Source organism: Paraglaciecola sp. (assembly GCF_039964565.1).
Lineage (GTDB): Bacteria > Pseudomonadota > Gammaproteobacteria > Enterobacterales > Alteromonadaceae > Paraglaciecola.
Genome location: NZ_JBDVXF010000045.1, coordinates 98061 through 112249, shown reverse-complemented (window position 1 = coordinate 112249; position 14189 = coordinate 98061). Strand labels below are relative to the sequence as shown.

Annotated in this window: 12 protein-coding genes; 5 read left to right on the top strand and 7 right to left on the bottom strand. The window is 42.0% G+C overall.

The window, feature by feature from the left end; all coding sequences use genetic code 11:
- Positions 1-4 precede the first annotated feature (4 nt).
- From mmsB to ABJK37_RS22350, 3 genes are all read left to right on the top strand, one after another.
- Positions 5-913, top strand: coding sequence for a 3-hydroxyisobutyrate dehydrogenase (gene mmsB, locus ABJK37_RS22360; RefSeq protein WP_348358446.1), 909 nt, complete (start codon positions 5-7; stop codon positions 911-913).
- Positions 913-1674, top strand: coding sequence for an SDR family oxidoreductase (locus ABJK37_RS22355; RefSeq protein ID WP_348358444.1), 762 nt, complete (start codon positions 913-915; stop codon positions 1672-1674). Before mmsB ends, ABJK37_RS22355 begins: the two co-directional genes overlap by 1 nt.
- A 427-nt stretch (positions 1675-2101) precedes the next feature.
- Positions 2102-2872, top strand: coding sequence for an EAL domain-containing protein (locus ABJK37_RS22350; protein WP_348358442.1), 771 nt, complete (start codon positions 2102-2104; stop codon positions 2870-2872).
- 168 nt (positions 2873-3040) lie between these two features.
- Here ABJK37_RS22350 and ahpF read toward each other — a convergent pair whose 3' ends face one another.
- The 5 genes from ahpF to ABJK37_RS22325 form a co-directional block, all read right to left on the bottom strand.
- Positions 3041-4630 carry an alkyl hydroperoxide reductase subunit F gene (gene ahpF, locus ABJK37_RS22345; protein WP_348358440.1) on the bottom strand — a complete coding sequence of 530 codons (1590 nt, stop codon included), beginning with the start codon at positions 4628-4630 and terminating at the stop codon, positions 3041-3043.
- 74 nt (positions 4631-4704) lie between these two features.
- A complete protein-coding gene (gene ahpC / locus ABJK37_RS22340) occupies positions 4705-5268 on the bottom strand; it encodes an alkyl hydroperoxide reductase subunit C (protein ID WP_348358438.1) in 564 nt (187 codons plus the stop codon).
- A gap of 561 nt (positions 5269-5829) precedes the next feature.
- On the bottom strand, positions 5830-6786 hold the full coding sequence (locus ABJK37_RS22335; RefSeq protein ID WP_348358436.1) for a glutathione S-transferase family protein: 957 nt from the start codon (positions 6784-6786) through the stop codon (positions 5830-5832).
- Entirely contained in the window at positions 6786-7394 is a 609-nt protein-coding gene (locus tag ABJK37_RS22330) for an NAD(P)H-dependent oxidoreductase (protein ID WP_348358434.1), read from the bottom strand. The genes ABJK37_RS22335 and ABJK37_RS22330 overlap by 1 nt, the downstream gene beginning before the upstream one ends.
- 23 nt (positions 7395-7417) lie before the next feature.
- Positions 7418-7867 (bottom strand): DoxX family protein, encoded by a 450-nt coding sequence (locus ABJK37_RS22325; RefSeq protein WP_348358432.1) that lies wholly within the window; start codon positions 7865-7867, stop codon positions 7418-7420.
- A gap of 122 nt (positions 7868-7989) precedes the next feature.
- On the opposite strand from ABJK37_RS22325, the gene ABJK37_RS22320 reads away from it, so the two are divergent.
- Positions 7990-8889: a LysR family transcriptional regulator gene (locus tag ABJK37_RS22320; RefSeq protein WP_348358430.1), complete on the top strand. Its 900-nt coding sequence runs from the start codon at positions 7990-7992 to the stop codon at positions 8887-8889.
- On the opposite strand, the gene ABJK37_RS22315 is transcribed toward ABJK37_RS22320, so the two are convergent.
- Together ABJK37_RS22315 and ABJK37_RS22310 are read right to left on the bottom strand one after the other, a co-directional pair.
- On the bottom strand, positions 8879-9787 hold the full coding sequence (locus tag ABJK37_RS22315; protein ID WP_348358427.1) for an MBL fold metallo-hydrolase: 909 nt from the start codon (positions 9785-9787) through the stop codon (positions 8879-8881). The genes ABJK37_RS22320 and ABJK37_RS22315 overlap by 11 nt on opposite strands.
- A 59-nt stretch (positions 9788-9846) precedes the next feature.
- A complete protein-coding gene (locus tag ABJK37_RS22310) occupies positions 9847-13176 on the bottom strand; it encodes a S41 family peptidase (protein WP_348358425.1) in 3330 nt (1109 codons plus the stop codon).
- Positions 13177-13339: 163 nt separating this feature from the next.
- Here ABJK37_RS22310 and rlmA point away from each other — a divergent pair, with 163 nt between their 5' ends.
- A complete protein-coding gene (gene rlmA / locus ABJK37_RS22305; protein WP_348358423.1) occupies positions 13340-14176 on the top strand; it encodes a 23S rRNA (guanine(745)-N(1))-methyltransferase in 837 nt (278 codons plus the stop codon).
- The last annotated feature ends 13 nt before the right edge of the window (positions 14177-14189 follow it).

Below are 14189 nucleotides of genomic sequence, written 5' to 3'. Positions count from 1 at the left end.
TAGAATGCAAAATCAAAATACTAAAATAGCCTTTATTGGTTTAGGTAATATGGGTGCCCCCATGGCCCATAACTTATTAAGAGCCGGTTTTACCGTTGCAGTATTTGACTTAGTACAAACCGCCATGGACAAATTACAACAAGCCGGAGCCACACCAGCCAAGACAGCAATTGACGTAGTGCAAGGTGCCGATTTAGTGGTATCTATGTTGCCTGCAGGAAAACATGTTGAATCTTTATATATTGGTGAAAATGGACTAATCAACCATCTCAAAAAAGACGCCTTAGTCATTGATTCAAGCACCATAGACGCCGCCACTTCAAAAATGGTTGCCGCTAAATTAGCAGAAAATCACATCCGTTTTATTGACGCGCCGGTATCCGGTGGAGTCGCTGGTGCAACGGCAGGTACACTCACTTTCATAGTTGGTGGTAACCCCGAAGATTACACAACCGCACTACCTGTTTTACAGGAAATGGGTAAAAACATTTTTCATGCAGGCGATCACGGAGCCGGTCAAGTCGCGAAAATATGCAATAACATGTTGTTGTCTGTGTTGATGTTAGGCACCTCTGAAGCCCTACAAATGGCGATTGATAACGGCTTAGATCCTAAAGTAATGTCGGATATCATGTTACAAAGTTCAGGGCGAAATTGGACGTTAGAATTATACAATCCTTGTCCGGATGTGTTGCCTAACGTTCCCTCCTCAAATAATTACCAAGGAGGTTTTATGGTGGATTTGATGAAAAAAGACTTAGGTTTGGCAATGGATACTGGCCTTAAAAGCCAGTCTTCCACCCCCATGGGAGCGCTTGCGCAAAGTTTGTATACTATCCACAGTCAGCAAGGCAACGGACAACTGGATTTTTCCAGTATTTTTAATTTATTTTCCAAGCAAGAGAAGCAGTAATGAATCTAAAAAATCAAGTAATAGTCATCACCGGAGCAGCCCAAGGTTTGGGCAAAGCTATGGCCGAAGAATTTGCTAAACAAGGCGCACATATTGCCTTATTAGATATGCAGGCAGAGGCGGTTGAAGCGGCGGCCAGCGAAATCGAAAAGCTTGGAGTTAAAGCCAGTGGTTACGCAGTGAATGTAACCGACGAAAAACAGGTGGAAGACACCTTTGCAAAAATAGCTGCAGATTTTGGTCAAATCAACGGCTTAATTAACAGCGCAGGCATTATGCGTGACGGCATGTTGTTAAAAGCGAAAGAGGGAAAAGTGGTAGATAAAATGCCGCTACAACAATTTCAATCGGTATTGGACGTCAATGTTACGGGCACTTTTTTGTGTAGCCGTGAAGCTGCAGCGCAAATGGTTGAAACCAAAAGTAAAGGTGTCATCATCAATATTTCATCGGTTTCACGAGCAGGAAACATGGGGCAAACCAATTACTCCGCTTCCAAAGCAGCGGTATCCACCATGACTGTATCTTGGGCCAAAGAGTTGGGACGTTTTGGAATTCGTACCGGATGTATCGCACCGGGCCTTGTTGAAACTGCCATGGCTGCACAAATGCGCCCGGAAATGCGCGAGATGTTCATAAAAAGCATCCCCGCACAACGCTTAGCCGATGTTGAAGAACTGGCCCACGCAGCCAAGTTTATCTTTGAAAATGATTATTTTACAGGTAGAACGTTAGAGTTGGATGGGGGGACTAGAGTGTAAGTTCGAGCTTTTTAATTTAACAAAGTGAATTAAGCCGAAGTCTACTTAATTCACTTTGATGATTTTTTGTTTCAACTACTATTTATTCTATTTCAGACATCACTTTTCTCAGTTTAGTCGTAACGACGTCATGAAAGTCCTTAGTGGAATCGAAATCAACGAATTTTAGTCCCCCATCAACAATAGTAGTGAGCCCGAGATGTGCTAGCATCAAACTCTGAAACAGGCCAAAAGTTGTAATGCCCTTTGTGGCCGTTGTATTGATGATTGCGTTATTAAAAATTCAATGTAATTTAACTGGTGATCGACAGTCATAATTAGAATAGATGTTTAGATAAAATTTTGAACATTAGGATAATCTAAAGTTAGCGTGGCCTTAGTTTTTTCTGAACTCATTATTTTTGCAGTTTCATTAGGGAGAGGTAAAATGCAAGAAGAAATCAATGTTTATGATAGATTTTCATGTGAACGATGTGCTGATAAAGGCAAGTTAGAGTTTGATTTTACCATGGCTTTTCAACCTATTATTAACTGCCAAAGCAATCAAATATTTGGCTACGAGGCCTTGGTTCGGGGGGTAAATAATGAGTCAGCTTATTCGATAATTTCCCAAGTGAACGATGATAACCGATACCTATTCGATCAGCTCTGTCGAGTTAAGGCAATTTCTTTGGCGGCTGAGTTAAAACTACAATCAATGCTCAGTATTAATTTCCTGCCAAAAGCCATATACCAACCAGAACGTTGTATTCGCACAACGTTTGAAGCCGCCAAAAAATACAATTTTCCGACCGATAGGATCATGTTTGAATTTACCGAGGTTGAAAAGTTTGATGATGTATCCGTTGTCAAACGCATCGTTGAGTATTACGAAAAATTGGGATTTAAAACCGCAATCGATGATTTTGGTTCGGGTTACGCAGGATTGGGATTATTAGCTGATTTTCAGACTTGTATCATAAAATTTGATATGGATCTGATTCGTAATATAAACCAAGACAAACCTCGTCAGTATATTGTAAAAAACTGTTTGAATTTGCTACGGGATCTCAATGTTACGCCGTTAGCAGAAGGCATTGAGACAATAGAGGAGATGCATTGGTTAAAAGACGCGGGGGTTGAGTTAATGCAGGGATATCTTTTCGCGAAACCCGGTTTTGAATCTTTGCCAGAGGTGGATTTTAGCGAACTAATCTAAGTATTTGTGCGAGTACTTGGGTTTCACTTAAAGATTAAGAATTGATTTTAGTAACCCAACGACGCTTTGTACAATTCGTTGTTTCAATGATAATTTTCTGCTTTATTACAAAACAATAAAAACCCGCCTTCAAAATTAGCAGCGGGTTTTTGTCACATCGCTTAATTCTTAAGCGGCTTGTTCTGTTTGTACCTGATCTTCGTCTTCATGACTAAGTAAATACTCAAACGCAGCTAATGATGCTTTGGCACCTTCACCCATAGAGACCACTATTTGTTTGTACGGCACAGTAGTGACATCACCACAGGCAAATATGCCAGGCTCTGAGGTGTTGCATTTGGTGTCTATTTCCACTTCGCCATATTGAGTTAAATCGACTACTCCTTTCAAAAATTGACTATTAGGTACTAAACCAATTTGTACAAATACCCCTGATAAGGCTTGGTCATTCACATCATCTGTAGCGCGGTCGATATATTCGATTCCATTGACCTTGCCATTCTCTGCGGTGATTTGCTTAGCGGCGACGTTTTTCAATATAGTGATATTTTCGCGTTTTTCCGCTTGTTTCACTAATACTTGGTCGGCTTTAAGTTCAGGTAAAAACTCGAACACAGTGACCGACTTAACGATGCCTGCTAAATCTAATGCGGCTTCTATACCTGAGTTTCCGCCACCAATAACAGCTATGTCTTTGCCTTTAAAGAAAGGACCATCACAGTGTGGGCAGTAAGCCACCCCGTTACCGACATTTTCTTTTTCACCAGGTACACCCAGTTCTCTCCAGCGCGCACCGGTGGCGACTATTAAAGTTTTGGTTTCAATGGTTTCGCCTGAAGATAAGGTCAAGGTTTTAATATTGCCTGACTTAATTTCATCGACTCGCACATGCTCTTTTAAGGTGATGTCGTAATCTTGCATATGAGCCTGAAGGTTATTAACCAATTCAGGACCAGTGGTTTTAGGTACTGATATTAAGTTTTCGATACCCATAGTGTCTTTTACCTGACCTCCAAAACGGTCGGCTACTATGGTCACCTTTAACCCTTTGCGAGCAGCATAAATGGCTGCACTGACGCCAGCCGGTCCTGCGCCTATAACTGTTACATCTTGTGTAGGCAGCGACGCGCCAGCATTTGCATTTTTTAATTCGGGTTGTAGTTCAAGTAATTTGTCGATAAGAGTGGAGGCATCTACTTTACCATTTGCAAACAATTCGCCGTTTAAGTAAACGCTAGGTACACCTTGGATGTCCCGCGTTTTGATAACTTCAGGATACAAGCCGCCGTCAATCATCTCGCTACTAATGAGCGGATTGAGTAACGCAAATTGATTGAGTGCCTGAACGACTTCTGGGCAGTTATGACAGCTTAAGCTGATAAATACTTCGAATTTGAGAGGCTCAGAGACCCCTTTGACGATGCTTTTGACGCTGTCGTCTAATTTCAATGCTGTTCCTGATGCATGCAATATTGCCAGCACCAAAGAGTTAAATTCGTGACCTCCAGGAATGCCTGAAAAGCGGATCCCTGTGTCTTCGCCATCAGCTTCTAATAAAAAGCTGATTGCACTGCGTAACACACCTGATGTGTCGCGCTGCTCTATTGAAAGTTTGTCGCTAACCCCTGCAATATCCGACAGGAAGGTGACGAGCTCATCTCGTTTACTGTGGTCACCAGTTTGGATGACAAACTTTACGTTTTTCTGCATTGATGCTGTGTAGCTTTTCAATGCTTGTAAAATTTCTTGAGTTAACATGATAGTTCTGCCTTATTTGATACCAGGGAGTTGTGCGGGTTCAATCACCCGCACAGATGTACCGCTAGTTTTGCTTAGATTTTACCTACTAGGTCTAAAGATGGGGCAAGAGTTGCTTCGCCTTCTTTCCATTTTGCAGGGCATACTTCACCTGGGTGAGAGGCAACATATTGTGCCGCTTTGATTTTACGTACTAAGTCGTCTGCATCACGGCCAATACCTTCAGCAGTGATTTCCATTGCTTGAATAATGCCTTGCGGATCAACAACAAAAGTTGCACGGTCAGCTAGGCCCATAGTTTCACGCATACAATCGAAGTTGCGCGTGATTTCGCCCGTTGGATCACCAATCATGGTGTAGTTGATTTTACCAATAGTGTCTGACGCATCATGCCAGGCTTTATGAGTGAAGTGAGTGTCAGTTGAAACTGAAAATACTTCCACGCCGCGAGACTGAAGCTCTTCGTATTTGTCAGCTAGGTCACCGAGTTCAGTAGGGCAAACGAAAGTGAAGTCAGCAGGGTAGAAGAAAAATACCGCCCATTTGCCTTTGATCTCATCGCTATTTACTTCGATGAACTCGCCATTTCTAAACGCATTTGCTGTGAAAGGTTTGATTGCAGTATTGATTAACGCCATTGTTATATCCTCTTTGTTAAAGTTGGAACATCAGTCGCTTTGAATTGTGTAGTGACCAAATGTTCAAGGTAGTGTTTTAAACTGGGGACAAGAATAGAGTGGTAGAGTGAAAATTTATAATTCTTAATACAGAACCAACGAATCAAAAAAATCGATTAGAATTAGTTTAAGGAAATTTGATAGGGCAATAGATTGGGTTGTTATAAACCAATCCAGTTCAGCGGCATTTCTTAATTAATACCAATCCATCCTAACAATTGATCGCTCAGCGAGATTTAAAATCACCTAATCAAGGCGCTCGAATGAAGAAATAGTTATTCTATTGTAAGTTCGAGCAACGCAGAGTAGGTGCTTTTAAACCTCGCCCAAAGGGAGAACACCGGCGACTTTCACTCTTCGTTCTAGCCCTTTGAAAGGGTGTAGCCATTCCTGCAGGACTACGCCTCGATTGAAAGTCGCTGGTGTTCTCTGAGTGACTAATTGTTAAGATGAATTGGTATAAAGTCTCCTAGCCCAGACTGTTTTCTTGCTGGGCTAGAAGTATTTAACAGCACGTTTTGTTTACAGTTTTTCTCTATTATGAGCTTGCATAAAATCTTGTAACGGCCCAACAGGTACTATTCCTGTTGGGTTGATAGTTAGATGGCTAGCGTAATAGTGGGTTTTGATATGCTCAAAATTCACTGTGTCTGCTATGCCTTTAAACTGAAATAGCTCACGCAAATAATTGCTTATGGCGGGATAGTCAGCGATTTGTTGGCGATTAGTTTTAAAATGTCCGAAATAAACGGCATCAAAACGAATGAGAGTAGTGAACAAACGCCAGTCAGCTTCGGTAAGTTGTGCACCTGTTAAGTAGCGCTGCTCAGACAAAATGCCTTCTACCCAATCAAGTGATGCGAATAGTGCATTAAAGGCTTTTTCGTAGGCTACTTGAGTCGTAGCGAAACCACAAAGATAAACGCCATTGTTGATGCTGTCATAAACCCGTTTATTAACAGTGTTAATGGTCTCTTGTAGTTCCACTGGATAATAATCGGTTGTATTGCCTGTTAAGTGATCAAAGGCGGTATTAAACATACGGATAATTTCCGCAGATTCATTACTGACAATGGTTTGAGTCTGTTTATCCCAAAGAACGGGTACAGTTACCCTGCCTTCATAACTAGGATCTGCTTTAAGGTATAATTGATAGACGTACTCAAAACCATATAACGGATCCTTAAGCTCCCAACCGTTTTCGAGCATAATGGGATCAACAACAGTCACTTCTATATAATCTTGTAGTCCTTTTAATTCGCGAAAAATCAGAGTGCGGTGGGCCCAAGGGCATGCTAACGACACATATAAATGATATCGGCCTTTTTCAGCTTTAAAACCTTGTTCACCATTTGGACCTGCTTCTCCATCAGCAGTTAGCCAATTTCTAAAGCGACTGTCTTGACGGCGAAATTCGCCGTCATTTTTTTGGGTGTCGTACCATTTGTCGACCCATTTTCCCCGTTGCAACAAGCCCATTATGCTAGCGCTACAGCTTCAGTGGTGTGTGAAGCTGACAATAACTCATCAACTCGTTGTTTACCGGAATCGATGATTTGCTGCGGAGACCCTTTTGAACCACTAGCATCAATTTGGAAGATGTCTTTGACACCCAAAAAGCCAAATATATGTGCTAAGTAACCACTGGCAAAGTCCATATTGCTACCTACAGGTGTGCCACCTGTGCCTGTAATGATAAAAACGCGCTGAATATTTAATAATCCCACTGGACCTTGTTCGGTATATTTAAAGCTTACACCTGCTCGACAAATTGCATCAATCCAATGTTTTAGCGAGGCTGCAATGCCAAAGTTATACATTGGCGCTCCAATGACTAAAGTGTCGGCGTCTTGTAGCTCTTGTATAAGTTGCGCTGATATCGTTAAGTGGGTGTTCAAGCTATCGCGATTATCATCTGATGAGCCATGAACGCCCATTAAATCTTGGGCACTAATGGGTGGCAAAGGATTCATCGCTAAGTCCCGATGCACCACTTCAGTGTTTAATGCGTTAACTAGGTATTGCCCAATAATGCGGGTATTCGAGCCCTCTAAACGGGCGCTGCTGTCTATATGTAATACGCTCATAGTATTCTCCAAATAAGTGATGATTATTGATTCGCTAATCTATTTTGTAATAGTGTGTCTAGGCTTAAACTTCCGGCGCCCCGCACTGCTAAGCCCACTGTGATGACTAACAAAGCTAACGCAAATTCATATCCTCCATTGGTCATAAATAAGCCGTTTTGTAAATGTACTATCACAATGGCAACTAACATGGTTATGGCTAAAACCACTGAAGTCGGTCGCACTAAAAGACCGGCTATTAATAACAAACCACCAAAAAACTCCGCACCGCCCGCTAAGATAGCCATTAAGGTCCCGGGAGCGAGTCCAATGGATTCCATCCAGCCCGCAGTGCCTTCTAAACCGTAACCGCCAAACCAAGCAAATAGTTTTTGGGCGCCGTGAGCGGTAAAGATTACGCCTGCACCTAAACGAAGAGGTAAGGAATCTAGTCCGGGTTTTGTGGTAACTAATGTATTGATTAAAGACTTCATTTTGTTGTTCCAATAAGGTATTTAAGTAATGGATGCTGCTAGTTTACTGAATTGAATAATTGGAATAAGAGGGTATATGTGTTTAATATGTTCTAATTTTTAGAACAGTTAAGAAGTGAGCTATGGCCAAGAATCCAATCAGTATGGAAGTACTTGAAACCATTGACGCAATCGAGCGGCGCGGAAGCTTTGCCAAAGCAGCGGAAGAGCTCAATAAAGCAACATCTGCGGTATCTTACGCTATTCAAAAGCTTGAGGAACAACTTGAAATTTCATTATTTCAGCGATTGGGAAGACGCTCTGTTCTAACGCCTGCAGGACGTTTGATCTTGGCTGAAGGCAGAGAAATCTTGTTGACTACTCGCAGATTGGCTGACAAAGCCAAAGAAGTGGCTACTGGGTGGGAGCCGCGGATCAGCATTGGCATTGAGTCATTGCAGTCATATACTGATTTTTTTCGGGTGATCAATGAGTTTTTAATGGAATATCCAACGGTTGAAATTGATATATCTGAATGTGTTTTGAACGGCGGTTGGGAGGCCTTGGAACAAGGTAGAGTTGACTTGTTAGTAGGTTCTCCTGGGCCAGTACCATCATTACAAGGTTACAGATCTGTTGCTATTGGTCAGGTAGAGTTGGTGCCCGTTATTGCGGCTAAACATCCGCTGATTAAACAGTTGAAAGGCGTACAAAATATTGACAGCTATATGTCAAAACTGCGACGTATTGTTATCCACGATACGTCTTTTACCGGCATAACCCGAAGCGAAGGATTAAGTAGTGATGGCCAAATGTTTTATGTACAAAACATGGATCAAAAAATACACGCGATATTAGAGGGTATAGGCATTGGAAATATCCCTAAACATCGGATCCAAGGTTACCTTAGTAAAGGCGAGCTTTTACCTTTAAGTATCCAACAAAACAACAGTTCAGCCTCTTTTTTAGCGTGGAAAATCAATAATAAAGGCAAAGGGTTAAAGGCTATGACCGATAGATTAATTGCACAACTCACAAACTGATCACTAAACCGTCACTCGCAAGTACAATTGGACCAGTGTATTTAGCGCGGATAATCCCTAAGGTCTCATTCTGAATCGATAACGTACGTTTCATAAAATGTGATAATAACAGTTGTTTGACTTGCGCCTGTTTGGCAATTAGGGCAATTTTTGATGGTGTCATGTGTAAGTTAATTGCTGCTCCTGAAGCGTTGTCAGGTACGGCGTTACTGGCAACTAATAAATCAGCCTCGCTGGTAAAATCACCCAGTACCTCAAATTGATTGCTCATATCTCCTGAAAACACAATGCTGCAACCTGCCAATTCAACGCGCCAAGCCACTGCGGCGACGGGGCCATGATGTACAAAGGTTGCTTTAGCCGTGATTTCATCTGAAAGCGAGTATTGGAAGGTTTGCCCTTTAACCAGTGGAACATCGGTAGCGACTACTTTGTAATCAGCCTCATCTCGCTTATTGACATATTCTTTTAAGTACGAAAACGCCCCTTTGTCCCCCATTAAGCGTAACAGATATTCACTCGTTGCCGGCATAAGGTTGTTGGCAGCTGGACCAAAGAGTTCGAGATTAGTGTTTCTTGAAGTAAAATAACTACCTTTAATGTAGGCGGCTAAATCGGCACTGTGGTCAACATGTAAGTGGGTTAATAGCATGCCTTGTAAATCGGCAAACTCTGCGCCACTTTTGCCATACTCAACACTTGAGCCTGCCCCAGCATCTATCAGTACACGACCTTTGTTTTGATACCAAATTAAATAACCACTGGAATTACGTCCGTCGTCAAGTTCTGGGCCCCCAGAGCCCAAAACTTGTAATTTTACTTGGCTACTGTCGCATTGACCGGCAACACTATGGGCGCAAAATAAAACTAATATCAGAACTGAGACTCGTTTAAACATAATGCTTTCCTCTTAGTTAACTTCAATTTTGCACATTGTCATTCGCACTCGGACAATGATTAATCGATTATGTCATCAGCGGGTACATTGACCTTAGGAAAAGCCTTGGCCTTTAAAGGTTTTACAGGATCTCTAGCAATTTTTTTCTTCAATAATTTAATTGCCGCCTGCAACTGTGCATCTTGTCCATTAAACGTAGCATGGGGTAAATTGTTTACTTCGATATCCGGTGAAATACCTTTACCTTCTGTGATCCATCGGCCGTCCAATGCATATACAGGAAGTTCAGCCACCCTAGCCATCCCTCCGTCTATTTGCCGATTACGACCAGTTAACCACACCCCTGCACCAGCGGTTTGTTTACCTATCACAGTGCCCAATTTCAGGGCTTTAATGCCAGCAGTAAAGGTTTCGCCATCTGAATAAGTATATTGATCTGCCAGTACCACTAAATGCCCTCTAAACGTTTGTTGCATGTTAGTCACTGACTCGCCATTTCGAACCTGCCAAAATGACCATGCTCTTTTAAGTAATTTTTCTAAAATCCAACTATCGACGTTACCACCGTTATTACGTCTCACATCAATGATTAGCCCTTGCTTTTTATATTGAGCGTAAAACTCTCTGGCAAAAGTGGCTACATCACCAGCGCCCATAGCGCGCAGATGTAAATAGCCTAGCTCAGTATCTGCTTTATGCACTTTTTGTTGGTTTTCGGTGACCCAATCGAAATAACGATTGTAATAATCGTCTCGTGTCGAACTCGGTGTAACAACGGTACTGATGTGTTCTTCCGCTCTTTTTAGAGTGAGTAATACTTGTTTGCCCGCTTGATTTTGTAGTGCTTGAGCAATGTCTGGAATAGTTTGTATAGTGAGACCGTTAATAGCAACTATGGTGTCGCCTTCTTCGGCATCCACACCGGGCTTAGCTAATGGTGATAGGCGATTAACAAGTTCAGGATCGTTGCGGTAAATATGTTTAATCGTTACACCTTGAGCGCCTTTAGAATATTGCGCCCCTAAAGTCGCTGCTTTGGCCATGTTGTTATCAGTTGGAAAATCTCCACCACGTACTTGGGAGTGTAAGGTGTTTAGTTCGCCCATCATTTGTTTGAATATATCGTTCAATTCGTGGCGATCTGTTAAGCGTGATAACAATGGTTGATATTTTTGTTTGACCGCCGGCCAATCTAAGCCACGCATGCTTCTATCGAATAACGAATCGCGATGCATTAACCATGCATCATGAAAGATTTGCTGCCATTCTTGCTGTGGGTTGACCCGTAACTTCCAATCAGAAGTGCTCACTCGGGTGTTTTTAGCGGTACTTGAAAACTTGGCTCCTGCTGGCACTAAATACATCTCTTTTTTATTGCCAGATTTTTGTATGAACAATGTTTTACCGTCGTTAGACAAACTAAAGGTTTGCACTGCGCCTAAAAATGTCTTGGGTTGAGTATTGGGTTGTATGGCTATTGATTTTAAACTCGGTTGCGCTTTCGGTTCAGTGATTCTGTCTAACACATACAGAAATTTCTTGTTGGCTAACAATTTGGAGTAATTCCCAGACGCAACAGGCACTTGCCATAATCTGTCGCTGATGTTGGGCCAGTCGACCGCTACTTTAGCAGGCTCTGTTGCAGTCGATTCAACTGCAGATGAATCTTCTGACGATTCAGCTTCAGAGGAAACATCTTCCGCTTGATCTTTTTCATTACTTTCTGGAGCTTCGTCTTTGGACTTTTCTAATCCATCAAGTTCAGTCGGTGGCTGGAACGCAAATTTAGCGTCTGATTTTAAAGCGATAGCGAATATTTGGGTTTTTCTATCGAAACTGGGGCCCATATTTCTGTCTCCCCAGGGGGAATTGGGGTAACTGGCAAAATGACGATTAGACAAAAAATATAACCAATTCGAGTCGTTAGAGAAGACCGGAGAGAATGATTCATATTTTTCACTTGTCAGTGTCTGCTGGGTATTATCTGCCGTATCTATCAATAATATTTGGCTGCGTTCGGCCTTGATCCCGCTGTAGGTAATGGCAATAAGTTGACTATCATTTGACCAAGTCAATGAGCCAATTGCAGACATGCCTTCACTGTTCGATAATATTTTGTTATTGCTTTTAGTGGCTAAGTCCAATAGCCAAAGATCGCCATTTTTGTCATCGTGGGCGATAGATTTTCCATCAGGAGACAAGTACAGATCCCAGCGAAAAATGTTGCCGTCAAAGGTTAACTGCTCACCACCAAGTGAGCCGTCAGCTGGATATTGCCAAATTTCCATTTCACCACTGCTGTCGTTAAGTGCATAAACTAATTTGTTATCGTGACTTAATATTGCCTTTCGGGTTCGCGACTCTTTTGGGGTGGCGATTTCAACTAACCTAGTGCCATCGGTCGCGGCGATGGCGACTCGACCACGAGCAGTTAACACGACTTTTTTTGCGTCGCCAGCTTGTTTAGCCGAGCTGAGATTCTTCAACGGATTATTCACCCAATGCTCTCTTAATTCCGGAAAGTCCGATGTAAGCGCGATATCCACCACTTTGCTTTCCTCACTACCAATATCAAAGACTTTAATATCTGCCCCTAGTTGATAAACAATTTTATTCCCCGTAAGCCGTGCACTTCTCACTTCCCAATTTTGGTAGTCAGTATGTTGCTGTTGATCTCTACCATTTAATTTCATAGACCAAATGTTATCGATGCCGCTTTGGTTACTAATAAAGTATAAACGTTTGCCGGCTATCATAGGGGTACGTGCCGACCCTTGGTGTTTACTCGTGAGTTGCGTGGCTTCTTTATTTGAACCTAGGTTGTATTTCCATAATTCTCCTTTAGCACCGCCTTGGTATGCACGAGCGTTGTCTGAAGAAATTTGTAAGCCAAATTGAGCAAAATACAAGACGTTGTCGGCAGAAATACTGCCTTGTACTGCATCTGCCAAAGGAATCGTTGTGGTGATTAAGGTGGTGGGATTAACCTGTTTAAGGGTCCAATTTCCGGTGGGCCCAACACGGCCATTGTAACTGTATAGAATGTTCGAATTAGCGTCCCAGCCTTGTACTTTTACTGCTACGTTTTCAAAAGTGACACGTTTAGCAATGCCTCCTTGGATGGGCATTACGTGTACTTCTGGCGTGCCGCTATAATTCGCAACAAAGGCGACCCAATTGCCGTCGGGAGAAATGCTGGCTTGTTTTTCTTCTGCGGGATGTGTGGTTAAGCGCTGCGCGTGTTTATCCCCGAGTTTTATTTTCCACAAGTCGCCTTCAGCGGTAAAAACTACAGTCTCTTGGTGTATATCTGGAAAACGATAATAGCCTCCTAGGGCTAAAACAGGTTGAGTAACTAGCAGTAAACAGATTAAAAACATTGCGCGCATTTATTGGCTCCTATGGGATTGCTGTACTGAGGCAAACAATCTCACATATCTCGTCATAATAAAACAAAAGCCCAGATAATAACAAAGCGCTCAACAAGTCCATGATGGTGTTACAATCTAACCCTTCTATCACTTCAATCTAAACAAGGTTAATAAACAATTTATGTCTTTGTGGAAATGCCCCTCTTGCTCAAATATGTTGTTACTTAGCAATAAAGTTTGGGCGTGTATCAATGGTCATAGTTTTGATGTGGCAAAGGAAGGTTACGTTAACCTATTATTGGCACAGCATAAAAATAGTAAGCAGCCCGGTGACAACAAAGAAATGGTTAATGGACGTAGGGCGTTTTTAGAGCAAGGTTTTTATCAACCGCTAGCTGAGGCTATTGCAACAATTTTTAAGCAGCATCTTTTAAGCCTTAAAGATCAAACCGAAGTGAATTTTTTTGATGCTGGTTGTGGTGAGGGGTATTACATGGAACAAGTCAGCCAGTTTTGTGATCAATCTAATTCTCGCGTGAGCTATAGCGGCTTGGATATCTCAAAATTTGCAGTCCAGAAAGCCGCTAAGCAATATCCGAAAAATCATTTTGCGGTAGCCAGTACCTTTCAATTACCATTGGCAAACACTAGTCAGGACGCTATTTTACAAATTTTTGCGCCTAGCAGTGAGAAAGAAATCCACAGAGTCTTAAAAACAGCGGGAATATGGATAACAGTCAATCCAGCGGCAAATCACTTAATTGAGTTTAAACAGGCGTTATATGATAAACCGGTCGAACACAAAACTGAGCAACTCACTCCCCATGGATTTGTTGAAACTGAGCGACAACATCTCAGTTTTGGTATGCAATTGACTGAATCGAAACAAAGAGAAAATTTGTTAATGATGACACCGTATTATTGGTCGGCAACCGCTGAGAAAAAGCAAAAGTTAGTAGATAATTTACAACAGTTTACAACGGATTTTGACATTCGTGTTTATTCAAGACTTTCTTAAGGTTACCGGGTTA

Excerpts from the sequence above, each read along its gene's own strand:
- mmsB (WP_348358446.1), top strand. The coding sequence starts at position 5 with ATGCAAAATCAAAATACTAAAATAGCCTTTATTGGTTTAGGTAATATG.
- ABJK37_RS22355 (WP_348358444.1), top strand. The coding sequence starts at position 913 with ATGAATCTAAAAAATCAAGTAATAGTCATCACCGGAGCAGCCCAAGGT.
- ABJK37_RS22350 (WP_348358442.1), top strand. The coding sequence starts at position 2,102 with ATGCAAGAAGAAATCAATGTTTATGATAGATTTTCATGTGAACGATGT.
- ahpF (WP_348358440.1), bottom strand. The coding sequence starts at position 4,630 with ATGTTAACTCAAGAAATTTTACAAGCATTGAAAAGCTACACAGCATCA.
- ahpC (WP_348358438.1), bottom strand. The coding sequence starts at position 5,268 with ATGGCGTTAATCAATACTGCAATCAAACCTTTCACAGCAAATGCGTTT.
- ABJK37_RS22335 (WP_348358436.1), bottom strand. The coding sequence starts at position 6,786 with ATGGGCTTGTTGCAACGGGGAAAATGGGTCGACAAATGGTACGACACC.
- ABJK37_RS22330 (WP_348358434.1), bottom strand. The coding sequence starts at position 7,394 with ATGAGCGTATTACATATAGACAGCAGCGCCCGTTTAGAGGGCTCGAAT.
- ABJK37_RS22325 (WP_348358432.1), bottom strand. The coding sequence starts at position 7,867 with ATGAAGTCTTTAATCAATACATTAGTTACCACAAAACCCGGACTAGAT.
- ABJK37_RS22320 (WP_348358430.1), top strand. The coding sequence starts at position 7,990 with ATGGCCAAGAATCCAATCAGTATGGAAGTACTTGAAACCATTGACGCA.
- ABJK37_RS22315 (WP_348358427.1), bottom strand. The coding sequence starts at position 9,787 with ATGTTTAAACGAGTCTCAGTTCTGATATTAGTTTTATTTTGCGCCCAT.
- ABJK37_RS22310 (WP_348358425.1), bottom strand. The coding sequence starts at position 13,176 with ATGCGCGCAATGTTTTTAATCTGTTTACTGCTAGTTACTCAACCTGTT.
- rlmA (WP_348358423.1), top strand. The coding sequence starts at position 13,340 with ATGTCTTTGTGGAAATGCCCCTCTTGCTCAAATATGTTGTTACTTAGC.